Below are 15,367 nucleotides of genomic sequence, written 5' to 3'. Positions count from 1 at the left end.
ACGGGCGGCTGTGACGGAACACGCACGTTCGGCGCGGGTGCACGGCGGGCGCTCAGCTCTCCGTCCCGCCGACGGCGTCCGTGGCGGTTTCCCTGGGTCGCAGGCCTTCGAGCAGCGTCCGGACGATCCGCTCGGAGAGGTCGTCCTCCAGCGGCGCGTCCCTGCGGTGGATGGTGCGTACGAGCATGGGGCTGGTGATCAGTTCGGTCATCAGCTCCACGTCGATGTCGTCGCGGAGTTCACCCGCGGCGACGGCGCGGCGGACCGCCGCCCGCATCGCGACCCGCCGCGGCTCGATGACGGTGGCGTGGTAGGCGTTCCACAGCTTCGGGTGGCTCTTCATCTGCGAGAGGACGCTGTGGAGCAGGGTCGAGTCGCGCTGGGCGAGACCCCGGCGGCGCAGGGTCTCCAGAATGATGAGGATGTCGGCGAGGCCCGAGGTGCCCGACAGGGCGGGTTCGGGCGGTTCGATGTCGCGCAGGACGTCGACGAAGAGCTCTTCCTTGTCGCGCCAGCGCCGGTAGATGGTCGCCTTGCCGACGCCCGCCGTCCGTGCGATGCGCTCGATGGAGAGCCCGGCCAGCGGCTCACCCTCCTCAAGAAGCCGCACCACGGCCTCGATGATGGCGCGTTCGGCCGCCTCGCTGCGCGGCCGGCCTCGCCTGGGCTCCCGTTCCTCACCCTGTTCTCGCCCTCGCAACGCCTCACCTTTCGCCCTGCTCCACCACGCCGTACGCCGCGCGACGCGGTCGATTCTCGCCGACGCCGGCGGACGGGGTCGACCGCGCGCGACCGGTCGGGCGCGGTCGGCCGCCTGTCAGTCCCGCAGGGCCGACGCGGGCTCGGCCGGCGGCTCCGCCCGCGGACCGGCCGCCTGCTTCTTCGGGGCGGGTCCCTTCGGAGCCGTACGGCCCGGCATGAAGAGCGCCACCACGACGGTGCCGACCAGCGCGACGGCGGCCGAACCGAGGGCTGTGACGTGCATGGCGGTCAGGAAGGCGTCGTTCGCCGAGGAGATCAACTGGCCGCCGGCGGGGCCGAGTTTCTCGGCGACGGCCATGGTCGCCTCGATCGACTCCCCCGCCGTGTCGCGCGCGGCGGCCGGTACGGCGCCGAGGTGTCCCTCGATCTCGCCGCGGTAGGTGGTGGAGAGCAGCGAGCCGAGTACGGCGATCCCGAGCGCGCCGCCGACCTGGCGGAAGGTGTTGTTGACGGCCGAGCCCGAGCCGGCCTTCTCGCGCGGCAGGGCCTGCATGACGGCGACGGTCACCGGCGGCATGATGTGGGCCATTCCGGCGCCCTGGACGAAGAACACGACGCACAGCACCCAGACGGGCGTGGTCGCGTCGAACAGGGCGAACGCGGCGAGGCCGACAGCGACGAGCAGCATGCCGGCGGTGCAGACCGCGCGGGCGCCGAACCGTTCGACGACCAGCCGGGCACGCGGCGCGAACACCATCTGCGCCACGGCGAGCGGCAGGATCAGCAGGCCGGAGTCGAGCGCGCTGTAGCCGCGCACGCTCTGGAGGTAGAAGGCCGAGAAGAAGGTCACGCCCATCAGGGCGAAGAAGACCAGCGCGATGGCGGCGACAGCGGCCGAGAACGCGGGCTTCTTGAAGTAGGACATGTCGATCGACGGATGGTCGCTGCGCTTCTGGTGCACGACGAACGCGGTCAGGACGGCCAGACCGCCGATGATCGAGGCCAGCACCCCGGCATCGGTGAAGTCGGCGAGCTCGCCCGCGCGGATGATCCCGTACACCAGCAGGACGAGGCCGACGATCGAGAGCAGTACGCCCACCGGGTCGACCCGGCCGGGGCTGGGGTCCCTGGAGTCCGGGACCAGCACCACCATGGCTATCAGGGCGACGACCACCACGGGGACGTTGATCAGGAAGATCGAGCCCCACCAGAAGTGTTCGAGCAGCACGCCGCCGGTGATGGGCCCGACGGCTATGCCGAGTCCGACACTGCCGGCCCATATGCCGATGGCCTTGGGCTGCTCGTCACGCTCGAAGACGTTCATCAGGACGGCGAGGGTGGCCGGCATCACAAAGGCGGCGCCGAAGCCCATCAGGGCGCGGTACGCGACGAGTTCACCGGGCGATCCGGACATCGCGGCGAGGGCGGAGCCGACGCCGAAGACGGCGATGCCGAAGAGCAGCACCTTCTTTCGGCCGACGCGGTCGCCGAGCAGACCGGAGGTGAAGAGGAGGCCGGCGAAGACGAGGGTGTAGGAGTTGATCGCCCATTCGAGCTCGCTCTGGGTGGCGCCGAGGCCGACGGGCTCGGGGCTCGCGATCGTCTTGACCGCGACGTTCAGGATCGAGTTGTCCAGCACCACGATGAGCAGGCTGAACATCAGGACGCCGAGGATGGCCCAGCGGCGGCGGTGAATGGCTTCGGGGACCCGGGGTGCCGAGCCGTGGTCGCCGGCCGGCCCGGATACCGGTGAGGACGGCGGCGGTGTGGACGAGGGTGACGATGTGGACATGGACCTGAGCGTATGCCCATTTCAATACGAGACCGTCTCGTATTGTAAATTCTTTACCCAACGGACCGGCCCGGCCGGAGCAACCCCACTTCCCGTCGACGGTCCGGAGATGCCACCATGGACTCGGTCCGGGGACGCCGTCAGGGCGCCTCGAGATGACGAAGGAGCCGTACGCCATGAATTCCGAGGCTGCGCAGAACCCCTCCGGCGACACCAAGTCGCTCTACGGCGGCACCAGCACCCGCCGCGTCACCGTCCACGACATCGCCGCCGCCAAGCGACGCGGCGAGAAGTGGCCCATGCTCACCGCCTACGACGCGATGACCGCGTCCGTCTTCGACGAGGCCGGCATCCCGGTCATGCTCGTCGGCGACTCGATGGGCAATGTCCATCTGGGCTACGAGACCACGGTACCGGTCACGCTCGACGAGATGACGATGCTCTCCGCGGCGGTCGTACGGGGCACCAAGCGCGCGCTGGTCGTCGGTGACCTCCCCTTCGGCTCGTACCAGGAAGGCCCCGTCCAGGCCCTGCGCAGCGCCACCCGGCTGGTCAAGGACGCCGGGGTCGGCGCGGTCAAGCTGGAGGGCGGGGCGCGCTCGCTGCCGCAGACGGAGCTGCTGGTCCAGGCCGGTATCCCGGTCATGTCGCACCTCGGCCTGACGCCGCAGTCGGTGAACACCCTCGGCTACCGGGTGCAGGGCCGGGGCGACGAGGCCGCTCACCGGCTGTTGCACGACGCCAAGTCGGCGCAGGCGGCCGGCGCGTTCGCGGTGGTCCTGGAGCTGGTGCCCGCCGAGGTCGCCGCCGAGGTCACGCGGTCGCTGTCCATCCCGACCATAGGCATCGGCGCCGGTCCTGACACCGACGCGCAGGTGCTCGTGTACACCGACATGGTGGGTCTCACGGGTGGCAAGGTGCCACGCTTCACCAAGCAGTACGCGAACCTCCGGCAGACGCTCGGCGACGCCGCGAAGGCGTTCGCGGACGAGGTCGTGGGCGGCACGTTCCCGCAGGAAGAGCACACCTTCCACTAGCCCCACCACAGCAGCCACTGCCGCAACACAAGACAGCCCGCCGACATCCCCCATCGGCGGGCTGTCGGCGTTCCCGGGGTCGCGGCGCATCCGTCGCGTGTCCTCCCGGGACAGGTCCGACACGTGCGTGTCGGCGGGCTGTCGGCCGCCTGTCGGTCCGTTGTCAGTGGCGGATGCCAGGATCGTCGGCATGACGCGAATCGACACAATCCCTGCCGACGGCACCACGGCCGTCACAGTGCGGGGCCTGGTCAAGCACTACGGTGCGACCAAGGCGCTGGACGGGGTGGACCTGGACGTGCGTGAAGGCACGGTCCTCGGTGTCCTCGGCCCCAACGGCGCCGGGAAGACCACCCTCGTACGCTGCTTGTCCACCCTGATCCTGCCCGACGCGGGCACGGCCGTCGTCGCCGGCTACGACGTCGTCAAGCAGCCGCGACAGCTCCGCCGCACCATCGGCCTCACCGGGCAGTACGCCTCGGTGGACGAGAAGCTCGCCGGCTGGGAGAACCTGTACATGATCGGGCGGCTGCTCGATCTGCCCCGGCCCGCCGCCCGTAAGCGCGCCGACGAGCTGCTGGAGCGGTTCTCGCTCACCGAGGCGGCGAAGAAGCCGGTGCTCCAGTACTCCGGCGGTATGCGCAGGCGCCTGGACCTCGCGGCGTCGATGATCGGCAAGCCCGCGGTGCTCTATCTGGACGAGCCGACGACGGGCCTCGATCCCCGCACCCGTAACGAGGTGTGGGCGGAGGTCCAGCGGATGGTGTCCGACGGCGTGACCGTCCTGCTCACCACGCAGTACATGGAAGAGGCCGAGCAGCTCGCGAGCGAGCTGACGGTCATCGACCGCGGCCGGGTCGTCGCGGGCGGCAAGGTCGACGAGCTGAAGGCGAAGGTCGGCGGCCGGACCCTGGAGATCCGCCCGAGCGACCCCGCCCGGCTGCCGGAGATGGCCAGGGCGTTGAACGAGACGGGTCTTGACGGCATCGCGGGATCGCAGATCCACGACGGCATGCTCTTCGTGCCGATCCTCGCCGACGAGCAACTGACCGCCGTCATCGGGCTGCTGGGCGGGCGCGGTTTCGACATCGCGCACATCGGCACCCATCTGCCCAGCCTGGACGAGGTGTTCCTGGCGATCACGGGCGAGAAGTCGAGCGAGCGGTCCGACGACACAGAGACCGACGCGCAGTTGAAGGGGGCCGCGGCATGAGTACGGCGACTACGACGAAGGTGACGGAGCCCGCGCCGTCCCCCCGGACCGAACAGAGAGTCCGGACCACCGCCGACGAGGGCCGGATCGGTCTGCGGGCCAATCTGCGGCACATCGGCGCCCTCGCGCGCCGTAACGCCCTCCAGATCAAGCAGGACCCGGAGTCGATGTTCGACGTCCTGCTGATGCCGATCGTCTTCACGCTGCTGTTCGTCTTCGTCTTCGGCGGGGCCGTGGCGGGCAAGGGCAACCAGTCCGAGTACGTGAGCTATCTGGTCCCCGGCCTGATGGCGATGATGGGGCTCAACGTCTCGATGGCGGTGGGCAGCGGGATAAACGAGGACTTCCAGAAGGGGGTCATGGACCGGTTCCGGACGATGCCCATCGCCCGGTCGTCGGTCCTGGTCGCGAAGATCGTGGTCGAGGTCGGCCGCATGATGGTCGCCTTCGCGATCCTGCTGACCGTGGGCTTCATCCTCGGTATGGAGGTCGAGACCTCACCGCTCCACGTGCTGGGCGCGATCGGGCTCTCGCTGCTGTTCGGTGCGTCGCTGATGTGGATCTTCATCCTGATCGGTCTCACCGTGAAGACGGCGCAGGCGGTGCAGGGGGTCGGCTTCCTGGTGCTGATGCCGCTCCAGTTCGGCTCCTCGATCTTCACCCCGCCGTCCACGATGCCGGGCTGGCTGCAGAACTTCACGGACTACAACCCGCTGTCGAATCTGGCCGACGCGGCGCGCGGGCTGTTCATCGGCGGGCCGGTCGCGCACGACCTGTGGCTGACGCTGGCCTGGTCGGCGGTGATCACGGTGGTGACGGCGCCGATCGCGGTGGCCAAGTTCCGCAAGAAGACCTGAGACCGGGCCTCCGGTGGGACGGAGACGGGCGCCTCAGGCGCCGGCGAGTTCGAAGGCCTCGTCGAGGGAGAGCGTTCGGCCCTCGGCGAGCGCCTTCTCGTAGTCGGCGCCCGCCAGCCCGCCGGCGTGGATCATGGCATCGGCCCCCTCCCGGCACTCGCGCTCCTGCGAGTGGGAGTAGTGGCCCCGCGGCAGGTGCGCCTCGTACGCGCCCACGAGGCGCGCGCCGTCGCGTACCCGCTCCGGGCCGCCGAGTCCGGCCATCGCCCAGCCCGCGGTGAGCAGATGGACCGCAGGCATCTGCGGGGCGACCATCCGCGACATCGGGTCGCGCGTACGGTCCAGGGCCTGCCGTGACCGGTCGAGCGCTTCTGCGTACCGCCCGTCGAGATTCTCCAGCCAGGAGAGCAGCCCGAACACGAACCCTTCGAAGAGGGCGAGGTTGGAACGGTTGAAGTCCTCAAGCAGCAGGTCGAGTTCACGGCGGCCCTCGGTGGCCCGTCCGGTGCGGCCGAGCCACATCGCCAGATAGAGGCGGGCGGCCGGCTCGGCCTCGTAGCCCCGCCGTTCGGTCCGGGCGAGGATCTCGCGCAGCATCGCCTCGGCCTCGTCCCCGTCGCCCGTCTCCATCATCACGCCCGCGAGGCGCGTGCGCAGGAGCGAGATCTGCGACTCGGCGCCGAGCAGCCGGGCGTTGTCGATGGCGGCGCGGAAGTCGGTCGCGGAGCGCTCGAACTCACCGCTGCGCTCAAAGGCCTCGGCACGGGCCGACAGGGCCTCCGCGGCGCCCCACGCGTCGCCGATCCTGGTGAAGATCTCCAGGCTCTCCTCGGCGTCCCGGCCCGCGTCGCCCACCCACTCCGTGCGGTTGGCGAGGATGTTCGCCCGCACCTGGAGGGCCGACGCGAGCTCCCACTCGTAGCCGAGTTCCCTGCACGCGTCGACGGTCCCGTCCGTCACCTCACGGAGCCGGTCGGACTCCCCCGTCAGCAGGATGGAGAAGAACCAGAGCGAGCCGGGTGTACGGCAGGTCTGCGGCAGACCGGGCCGGTACACCTCACGGACGCGGCGCAGCCACTCCAGCGCGTCGGGCGAGGTCCACACGTCGAAGTCGTGGTCCATGTTGGCCAGATGGATCAGCCGGGTCCCGCGCCGCGCCTCCAGCAGCAGCTCGGGCGCCATCGGCGGCGGCGCGTCCGTGCACCGTTCGTGGATCGGCGGGGCCGGGGAGACCGGTGGATCGAAGGGGTCGGGGCCCAGTTCGGCGGCGGCGCCCGACCAGTGCCGGGCGTCGGTGCGCATGTCGCGGATGTGCCAGTACCAGGCGAGGGAGTGCACCAGACAGAGCGCCTCGTGCTCGTCCCCGGCGGCGACGGCATGCCGCAGCGCGGTGCGCAGGTTCTCGTACTCGACCGAGAGCCGCTCGATCCACCGGAGTTGCTCGGCACCGCGCAGCTTCGGGTCGGCGCGCCGGGCCAGCTCCCGGAAGTGCACGAGATGACGGCGCTCGGCGGCGGCGCGGCCGTCGGACTCGTCCAGCCGCTCACCCGCGTACTCCAGGACGGTCTCCAGCAGCCGGAAGCGCATCGCCCCGTCCGGGGCAGGGGTGGCGACCACGAGCGACTTGTCGACCAGCGAGCCGAGCACTTCCAGCGCGTCGGGCCCGCACACGGCCTCGGCGGCGGCCAGGTCGCAGCCGCCCGCGAAGACGGACAGGGCGCCCAGCGCGGTCCGCTCGGCGGAGTCGAGCAGGTCCCACGACCAGTCGACCACGGCGCGCAGCGTCTGCTGTCTGGGCAGTACGGTGCGGCTGCCGCCGGTCAGCAGGCGGAAGCGGTCGTCGAGGCGGTCGGCGATCTGCCGGGGGGTGAGCATCCGCAGCCGGGCGGCGGCCAGTTCGATCGCGAGCGGCAGCCCGTCGAGCCGGCGGCAGATCTCGTCGGCGGCGGCCGGGTCCTCGTCCGTACGGAAGCCGGGGCGGGCGGCGGCGCCGCGGTCTGCGAGCAGCCGCAGCGCCATCGGTTCGGGCAGGGGGCCGACGGGGCGTACGACCTCGCCGGGCACGCCGAGCGGTTCGCGGCTGGTGGCGAGGACGGTCACGCCGGGGCAGCGGGCGAGCAGTTCCTCGGCGAGCCGGGCGGCGGCGTCCACGACGTGCTCGCAGTTGTCGAGCAGGATCAGCATGCGCCGGCGCGAACAGTGCTCCACGAGCCGTACGAGGGGGTCGTTGGAGCCCGGGTCGACGGCCCGCAGCCCCTCGGCCCCGGCGCCGCGCAGCACGGTCTCACGCGCCCCGAGGGCGAGGAGTACGGCCTCGGGCACGGTCGCGGGGTCGTCCACGGGCGCGAGTTCGGCGAGCCACACCCCGTCGGGCCAGCCACCGGGGTCGACCGCGGCGGCGGCCTCCTGCGACAGGCGCGTCTTCCCGGCGCCGCCGGCCCCGAGCAGGGTGACGAGCCGCGCGTCGCGGAGGTCTCCCCGCAGGGCGTCCAGGTCGGTGTCGCGGCCGACGAAGCTGGTGAGGGGGACGCGGAGGTTGCCGGAGGCCGAAGGGGGCGCGGCGCCGTTGACCGCGGGCGCGGGCTCCGTCCGGGGCGTACGGCGCGGGCGGTCGCCGTTGCCGTGCTCGCCGTTCGCGTTCTCGCCCGTCCCGTGCTCGTCCGGGCTCAGCAACTCCTTGTGCAGCGAGCGCAGTTCGGGCCCCGGGTCCGTGCCGAGCCGCGTCGCGAGGTCGCGGCGCACGTCCTCGTACGCCGACAGCGCCTCGGCCGTACGCCCCACGGCGCGCAGCGCGCGGATGCGCAGGGCCTGGAGCAGTTCGTCGATGGGGTGGTCGTCGCAGAGCGCCGCCAGCTCCGGGAGCGCCTCCTCCGCCCGGCCGAGGGCGAGCGCCGCCGTGAGCCGTGCCCTGCGGGCGCCCAGCCGACGGGCCTCCCAGCGCGCCGACTCCGCCCTGCGGTCGGGCAGGTCGGACAGCGCGGGGCCGTGCCAGAGTCCCAGGGCCTCGTCCAGGAGTTCGGCGCCCCGTTCGTGGCTGCCGGCGTCCAGCGCCTTGGTGCCCTCGGCGGTGAGCCGTTCGAAGCGGTACAGGTCCACGTCCTCCGGGGCCGCGCGGAGCCGGTACCCACCGGTGTCGGAGACGACCGCCCCGGCACCGAGCACCCGGCGGAGCCTGCTGACCAGGGCCTGGAGCGCGCCGGCGGCGTCCGCGGGCACTTCGCCGTCCCAGACCTCCTCGACGAGGGTGGCCGCCGGGACGGTCCGGCCGGGCCGCAGCGCCAGCACCGTCAGCAGCGCGCGCAGCCTCGATCCGCCGACGGCGTACGGGGTGCCGTCGGGGCGCAGTGCCCGGGTGGGGCCGAGAAGCCGGTAACGCACCCCACCATTGTCCGGTACGACCATCCGGTCGGCCGACAGCTCCCCCACGTTCCTGCCCCCCATGTGCGCCTCCCCCTCCGTACGCCCACCCTCGCCGGAACCCACCCCCGCGGGCGAGACGTTTTCGGCGTGTCGCCGACAGGGCCGGGCGCGCTCTAGCGCGAGGCGGCTGTCCTCGTCCTACGGCGGTAGTACCAGGCCATGTTCGAGGACAGCCCGGCCAGCAGCACCCAGACGACGCCGAGCCAGGTGCTGCCCTGGACGAAGGACACCACGGCCGCCGTGACGGCCAGGAGGCAGACGACGAGGGCGTAGAGGGCGAGGCGGGGCATGAGGTCGGCTCCTGTCGGGGGCGTGAGGACGTGCGTACGGCGCCCGTCCAGTGTCCCCCATGCCTCGCCGCCCTCAGACGTCGGTGACCCGCAGACCCGCGTGCGCCTTGTAACGGCGGTTGACGGAGATCAGGTTCGCCACGAGCGACTCCACCTGGTGCGCGTTGCGCAGCCGCCCCGCGAACACCCCCCGCATCCCGGGGATACGCGCCGCGAGCGCCTGCACGATGTCGGTGTCGGCCCGCGTCTCGCCCAGCACCATCACATCGGTGTCGATCTGCCCGACCGAGGCGTCCAGGAGCAGTACGGCGGACAGATGGTGGAAGGCACCGGTCACACGTGAGCCGGGCAGCAGGGCTGCGGCCTGTTCGGCGGCGCTGCCCTCCTCCGGCGTCAGCGCGTAGGCGCCCTTCTTGTCGAAGCCGAGGGGGTTGACGCAGTCGACGACGAGCTTGCCCGTGAGTTCTTCCCTGAGCGATTCCAGCGTCTTGGCGTGGCCGTCCCACGGCACAGCGACGATGACGATGTCGCTGCGGCGCGCGCACTCCGCGTTGTCCGCGCCCTCGATGCCGAGGCCGAGTTCGGCGGCGGCCGTCCCGGCGCGCTCGGCGGCGCGGGAGCCGATGATCACTTTCTGCCCGGCCCGTGCCAGCCGGTAGGCGAGGCCGCGCCCCTGGTCGCCGGTGCCGCCGAGAACACCCACGGTCAGGTCCGCGACGTCGGGAAGCTCCCAGGGGTCCTTGGCGGGGGGCTTCGGCGTGCTGCCACTGTCGGTAGAAGTCATGACCTTGACAGTACTTGTCGCCGTGGGACCCACTCGGCGCGACCCTCAAGGGCCCCTCTCGCGCCCCCGCACAGCCGGAATGGCACGTTCGGGTGACGCCGTGCCGACCTCCGGTGCGGGGCCCGCCGCTGCGGCAGGATCCCGGCCCATGGATGCCGTACGCGTCGCCCTGCTCCGTGAAGTCCTGGCCGGTACGGAGTGGCCGGCCGCGACCAGGCGGTTCGCCGCGTCCCTGCGGTCCTCCGTCGTGCCGCACGGGGGCGGACTGCTGCTGGTCGGGACGCGGGCGTACGAGCCGTGGCACATGGCCGCGCATCTGGTGGACGAGGCGGCGTGGTCCGGCCGTCCGGAGCTGACGCCGCTGCTCGTACGGCACCGGGTACGGCCCGGCGACCCACCGCATCTGGCCGTCGGGCTCGGCAGGCTCCAGGCGGCGGGACGGGGCGAGACGCTGCTGATGGTGGCACCGGAGCGGCCGGACGGCGGGCTGCTGGAGCGGGTGCACGACGCGCGGCGGGCGGGGGCGACGGTGCTGTCGCTGGGGAGCGGGGACTCCGAGGTGGTGGGGCTCGCGCACGAGGCGCTCACGATCGCCCCGCCGGTGCCGGAGGCTTCCGAGGAGGGTGGGTCGGGCATCGACCTCGACATGGTGCAGCACCTGGTGAGCGCGGCGGCCGGCGAGAACAGCCTGCCGGCGGCGCACGGCAGGCGCCGCTTCCGGGACCGGCTGTCGCGGCTCGTCGACCAGCTGACGTCACCGCCGCCCGCCCGCTGGTGACGCCCGCGCCGGGGGCGGAGTCGGATGCGGAGTCGGGGCCGGAGTCGACGGCCGGCTAAAGAAGTTGCCCGTCGTGACCGTCTCGGCAGAGCATGGCCTCTCGTGACCCGAAAGCTGTCCGCGATCCTGCCGGACCTCACCCCCCTGCGCACGCTGCGCGAGTTCCGACTCCTGTGGATCCAGGGCCTGGTGACATATTTCGGCAGCTCCATGGCCATGATCGCGCTGCCGCTCCAGATCAAGGACCTCACCAACTCGCCTCTCGCGGTGGGGGCGATGGGCGCCGTCGAGCTGGTCCCGCTGATCGTCTTCGGGCTGTACGGCGGCGCGCTCGCCGACGCGGTCGACCGCCGCAGGCTGATCCTGCTCTCCGAGACGGGCCTCGGGCTGCTCGCCGTCGTCCTGCTGATCAACGCGCTGCTGCCCCGGCCGGCCCTCTGGCCGCTCTACGTCGTGGCCGCCGGTGTCTCCGCGCTGGCGGGCATCCAGCGGCCGGCGCTGGACTCGCTGATCGCGCGGATCGTGCCGCATGCCCAGACGACGGCCGCCGCCGCGCTCAACGCGCTGCGCTGGCAGACCGCGGCGGTCGCGGGGCCCGCGGTGGCCGGTGTCGTGGTGGCGTTCTCGGGGACGGCGACGGCGTACGCGCTGACGGTGACCGGGTTCGTCGCCTCCGTACTGATGTGTCTGCGGCTGCGGCCCGCGCCGCCTTCCAAGGAGGCGGGCAAGCCGTCGCTGCGAGGGATCGCCGAGGGCGCGCGGTACGCGTGGAGCAAGCCGGTGCTGCTGGGCACGTACGCGGTCGACCTGAGCGCGATGCTCTTCGCCTACCCGCTCGCGATCTTCCCGTTCCTCGCGGAGGACCTGGAGGCGGAGTGGGCGCTGGGGCTGATGTATGGGGCGATCCCGCTCGGTTCCGTACTGGTCAGCCTGACCAGCGGCTGGGCGTCGAGGATCCGGCGGCACGGCCTGATGGTGGTGCTCGGCGCGGGCGGCTGGGGCCTGGCGATGACCCTCGCGGGCTGGATGCCGAACATCTGGCTGGTCCTGCTCTTCCTGATGCTGGCGGGCGCCGGCGACATGCTCAGCGGCCTCGGCCGTTCGACGATCTGGAACCAGACGATCCCCGAGGAACTGCGGGGGAGACTGGCGGGCCTGGAGCTGCTGTCGTACAGCGTGGGCCCGCAGCTCGGACAGGTCCGCGCGGGCACGGTGGCCGGCTGGACAGGCACCCGCCCGGCGGTCTGGAGCGGCGGGGTGGCGTGCGTGGTGGCCGTGGGGCTGCTGGCGGCGGTGCTGCCGAAGCTGATGACGTACGACTCGGCGACGGACGAGGACGCGCTGCGCCGGAAGGCCCACCAGGAGGCGGCCGAGGCGGCGCAGGACGCGGTCGCCGCCGAGGTCCCGGCGCCAGGGGCGGTCGCCTGACGCCGGACGGGCCGGCGGAGAAGCGGGGTCAGGACGGGGGCGGGTCCTGCTGCTTGTCGTGCCAGCGGGGGTCCGTCTCCCAGTCGAGGTTGCGTTCGGCCGCCGTCTCCATGGCGCGCTCCGCCTCCTGTCTGGAGGCGTACGGGCCGAAGCGGTCCTTGGCCGGACAGTCCGGGCCCTCCTCGACCCGTTTGTGTTCCAGGCAGTAGAACCACTCGCCCGGCTTACCCACCGTGCGCTTCTTGAACAGGGCCATCGTCGGCTCCTTCCTCTGAACCCTCTGAACCCTCTGAACGCCATGCTGCCCCACCGACGGCTTTTGAACGCTGGTTAGACTCGCTGGTATGTCTGGCCAGTCACTCCTCGTGCCCGGGGAGCTCTCTCCCGCCCGTACCGTTCCCGCGAAGATCCGGCGCCCGGAGTACGTCGGCAAACCTCAGCCGGCCCCGTACACCGGGCCGGAGGTGCAGAGCGACGAGACCGTCGAGCTGATGCGGATCGCCGGACGGATCGCCGCCCAGGCGATGGAGGAGGCCGCGAAGCACATCGCGCCCGGCGTCACCACCGACGAACTCGACCGGGTCGCGCACGACTTCATGGTCGACCACGGGGCGTACCCCTCCACCCTCGGCTACCGCGAGTTCCCGAAGTCGCTCTGCACCTCGGTCAACGAGGTCATCTGCCACGGCATCCCGGACTCCACCGTGCTGCGCGACGGCGACATCGTGAATCTCGACGTCACCGCCTACATCAACGGCGTGCACGGCGACAACAACGCCACGTACTTCTGCGGTGCCGTCGACGAGGAGTCCAGGCTGCTGGTCGAGCGGACCCGTGAGTCACTGAACCGGGCCATCAAGGCTGTCAGGCCCGGCCGGCAGGTCAATGTCATCGGCCGCGTCATCGAGTCGTACGCCAAGCGGTTCGGTTACGGCGTGGTCCGCGACTTCACCGGGCACGGCATCAACTCGTCGTTCCACTCCGGGCTGATCATCCCGCACTACGACAGCCCGCACGCGACGACCGTCATGCGGCCCGGCATGACCTTCACCATCGAGCCGATGCTCACGCTGGGCACCCACGAGTACGAGATGTGGGACGACGGCTGGACCGTGGTGACGAAGGACCGCAGGCGGACCGCCCAGTTCGAGCACACGCTCGTGGTGACGGAAACCGGCGCGGACATCCTGACCCTGCCGTGAAGCGGACGCCCTGACCCGCTCCGCGCTGCGCGGGGGCCACACCGGTGACGGGTGGCCCCCGCGCGCTCGGCGGGTAACACTTTTACCGACAGGACGTCGGGAACCAGTTGACTTAGGTAAGCCTAAGTAGGAGGATCGGCGAAGGCAAGCGCCCATGCTGCCCCGCCGGACCCCGGTCTGGTTCTCCCCTTCCCTCGGCCCCCGGAGGCCTGCCTTGGACGCCACCGCCACCGTCCCGACACCCTTCTCGACGATGATCCGTGTCGCGTCGCACGAGAAGCACACGGAGGTGAACACCTCGACCTTCATGAGCGACCTGCTGGGCCGGCGGTTCGGGGTGGAGGCGTACACGCGCTACACCGAACAGCTCTGGTTCGTGTACCGCGCGCTGGAGGACGCCGCCGGGGCTCTCGAAGGGGACCCGGTCGCCGGCCCCTTCCTGCGGCCCGAGCTGATGCGCGCCGACGCCCTGGAGCGCGACCTGACGCATCTGCGCGGCGCCGGCTGGCGCGATGGCCTGGAGCCGCTGCCCGCCACCGCGGCGTACGCGGCGAGGATCACCGAGTGCGCCCGCACCTGGCCCGGCGGCTATGTGGCCCACCACTACACCCGTTATCTCGGAGATCTCTCCGGCGGCCAGGTCGTCCGCGACATGGCGGAGAAGACCTGGGGCTTCGCACGCAAGGGCGACGGCGTCCGCTTCTACGTCTTCGACGAGATCGCCAACCCGGCGGCGTTCAAGCGCACTTACCGCGAACTGCTCGACGCGGTCCCGGTGGACGACCTGGAGAAGCAGCGCGTCATCGAGGAGTGCAAGCGGGCGTTCGACTTCAACGGTGCCGTGTTCCACGAGCTGGAGGGCGAGTTCCCCCTCAGCGCCTGAGAGCCTGTCGGGTGGCCTTCGATCGGATAGCGGACGCGGTCTGGTGCGTGCGATTCCAAGGCGCCGGGATGCCCTTGTAGCGGAGCTACTTGGGCATTTCGGCAACGCGGGAAGCGTGCGTGCCAGGGCGTGGACGCCCGGTCAGAGGCCACCCGACAGGCTCTGAGGAGGGTGACGCGAGGGACCGCGTTCAGCGCGGCGCGAGCAGGCGGACGCGTCCGCCGACCTCGATCGAGCCGTCAGGACCGGGGGCAGTGAGGATCTGCGACCCCCGGCCCTGCCTGATGTTCAGGGCCCGCCCCAGCTCGGCGGTGAGCAGCAGGGCAGCCGCCCCCGTCGCCTCGTCCTCCACGATGCCGTCGTCGCGGCGCGGGAAGGCCCGTGCCCTGACCCGGCCTGCCGACTCGTCCTCCCACGCCCACGCGTAGAGCCAGCCCTCGCCCGGCGGCGGCGCGGGCAGGGCGTCGACCTCGGCGGCCGTCCCGTAGCGGCACAGGGTGCGCGGCGGGGCCCATTCGGGGCGCGCCGTGATCCAGGTGAACTCGCCGTCCTGGCGCACCCACACCTCGCCGACGGGCGGGTTGACCAGCTCCAGGTCGAGCAGCCACGCGGCGCCCACGAGCGGGTGTCCGGCGAACGGCAGCCGCACGCCCGGGGTGTAGATGTCCACATGGCCGCGCTCGGGGTCGTCCACGAACACGGTCTCGCTGAAGCCGAGTTCGGCGGCGAGCGCCTGCCGGGACGCCTCGTCCGGGTAGTCGCGGCCGTGCCGTACGACTCCGAGCGAATTGCCGTGCCGCCCGTCGCCCCCGCAGAAGACGCTCAGTACTTCGATGCCGCCGTCGGCGATGTCATTCACGCAGGCATTGAAGCATCAGCCGTTGAACATCACGTGCGAGGTGTGCCCGACGGGGCAGGGCCGTACCGCGACTCCCGCGGTACGGCCCTGCCCCTTGAGGTCCCTCGAAGGTCCCTCGCACG

14 protein-coding genes are annotated in these 15,367 nt (G+C 71.7%); 7 read left to right on the top strand and 7 right to left on the bottom strand.

The window, feature by feature from the left end:
* Window positions 1-52: 52 nt before the first annotated feature.
* Together OIE74_RS28265 and OIE74_RS28260 are read right to left on the bottom strand one after the other, a co-directional pair.
* Window positions 53-700, bottom strand: coding sequence for a TetR/AcrR family transcriptional regulator (locus OIE74_RS28265; protein ID WP_329388512.1), 648 nt, complete (start codon window positions 698-700; stop codon window positions 53-55).
* A gap of 117 nt (window positions 701-817) precedes the next feature.
* Window positions 818-2,494, bottom strand: a complete 1,677-nt coding sequence (locus OIE74_RS28260) for a DHA2 family efflux MFS transporter permease subunit (RefSeq protein ID WP_329388510.1) — start codon at window positions 2,492-2,494, stop codon at window positions 818-820.
* Between the two features lie 176 nt (window positions 2,495-2,670).
* On the opposite strand from OIE74_RS28260, the gene panB reads away from it, so the two are divergent.
* From panB to OIE74_RS28245, 3 genes are all read left to right on the top strand, one after another.
* On the top strand, window positions 2,671-3,531 hold the full coding sequence (gene panB / locus OIE74_RS28255) for a 3-methyl-2-oxobutanoate hydroxymethyltransferase (protein WP_329388508.1): 861 nt from the start codon (window positions 2,671-2,673) through the stop codon (window positions 3,529-3,531).
* Between the two features lie 190 nt (window positions 3,532-3,721).
* A complete protein-coding gene (locus OIE74_RS28250) occupies window positions 3,722-4,744 on the top strand; it encodes an ATP-binding cassette domain-containing protein (RefSeq protein ID WP_329388506.1) in 1,023 nt (340 codons plus the stop codon).
* Window positions 4,741-5,601: an ABC transporter permease gene (locus OIE74_RS28245; protein ID WP_329388504.1), complete on the top strand. Its 861-nt coding sequence runs from the start codon at window positions 4,741-4,743 to the stop codon at window positions 5,599-5,601. The genes OIE74_RS28250 and OIE74_RS28245 overlap by 4 nt, the downstream gene beginning before the upstream one ends.
* A 33-nt stretch (window positions 5,602-5,634) precedes the next feature.
* Here the strand turns inward: OIE74_RS28245 and OIE74_RS28240 are convergent, their stop codons facing one another.
* The 3 genes from OIE74_RS28240 to npdG all read right to left on the bottom strand — a co-directional run bounded on the left by OIE74_RS28240 (window position 5,635) and on the right by npdG (window position 10,095).
* On the bottom strand, window positions 5,635-9,003 hold the full coding sequence (locus OIE74_RS28240) for an AfsR/SARP family transcriptional regulator (RefSeq protein ID WP_329392468.1): 3,369 nt from the start codon (window positions 9,001-9,003) through the stop codon (window positions 5,635-5,637).
* 131 nt (window positions 9,004-9,134) lie between these two features.
* Window positions 9,135-9,311, bottom strand: coding sequence for a hypothetical protein (locus OIE74_RS28235; RefSeq protein WP_329388503.1), 177 nt, complete (start codon window positions 9,309-9,311; stop codon window positions 9,135-9,137).
* Between the two features lie 73 nt (window positions 9,312-9,384).
* Window positions 9,385-10,095 carry an NADPH-dependent F420 reductase gene (gene npdG / locus OIE74_RS28230; RefSeq protein ID WP_329388501.1) on the bottom strand — a complete coding sequence of 237 codons (711 nt, stop codon included), beginning with the start codon at window positions 10,093-10,095 and terminating at the stop codon, window positions 9,385-9,387.
* Window positions 10,096-10,243: 148 nt separating this feature from the next.
* On the opposite strand from npdG, the gene OIE74_RS28225 reads away from it, so the two are divergent.
* A complete protein-coding gene (locus OIE74_RS28225) occupies window positions 10,244-10,873 on the top strand; it encodes a hypothetical protein (protein WP_329388499.1) in 630 nt (209 codons plus the stop codon).
* Between the two features lie 102 nt (window positions 10,874-10,975).
* The gene (locus tag OIE74_RS28220) at window positions 10,976-12,301 is read left to right on the top strand and encodes an MFS transporter (protein WP_329388497.1); all 1,326 of its coding nucleotides are present in this window, start codon (window positions 10,976-10,978) and stop codon (window positions 12,299-12,301) included.
* 28 nt (window positions 12,302-12,329) lie between these two features.
* Here the strand turns inward: OIE74_RS28220 and OIE74_RS28215 are convergent, their stop codons facing one another.
* A complete protein-coding gene (locus tag OIE74_RS28215; RefSeq protein WP_329388495.1) occupies window positions 12,330-12,557 on the bottom strand; it encodes a hypothetical protein in 228 nt (75 codons plus the stop codon).
* Between the two features lie 88 nt (window positions 12,558-12,645).
* On the opposite strand from OIE74_RS28215, the gene map reads away from it, so the two are divergent.
* Both map and OIE74_RS28205 read left to right on the top strand, forming a co-directional pair.
* Window positions 12,646-13,503 (top strand): type I methionyl aminopeptidase, encoded by an 858-nt coding sequence (gene map / locus OIE74_RS28210; RefSeq protein WP_329388493.1) that lies wholly within the window; start codon window positions 12,646-12,648, stop codon window positions 13,501-13,503.
* 214 nt (window positions 13,504-13,717) lie between these two features.
* Window positions 13,718-14,386 carry a biliverdin-producing heme oxygenase gene (locus tag OIE74_RS28205; protein ID WP_329388491.1) on the top strand — a complete coding sequence of 223 codons (669 nt, stop codon included), beginning with the start codon at window positions 13,718-13,720 and terminating at the stop codon, window positions 14,384-14,386.
* 190 nt (window positions 14,387-14,576) lie between these two features.
* Here the strand turns inward: OIE74_RS28205 and OIE74_RS28200 are convergent, their stop codons facing one another.
* A complete protein-coding gene (locus OIE74_RS28200) occupies window positions 14,577-15,245 on the bottom strand; it encodes a PhzF family phenazine biosynthesis protein (RefSeq protein ID WP_329388489.1) in 669 nt (222 codons plus the stop codon).
* Between the last annotated feature and the right edge of the window lie 122 nt (window positions 15,246-15,367).

This window comes from Streptomyces sp. NBC_01716, assembly GCF_036248275.1.
In the GTDB taxonomy this organism is placed as follows: Bacteria; Actinomycetota; Actinomycetes; order Streptomycetales; family Streptomycetaceae; genus Streptomyces.
Note: the sequence above shows the minus strand (reverse complement) of the source record. Positions and strands in the feature narration are given on the sequence as shown.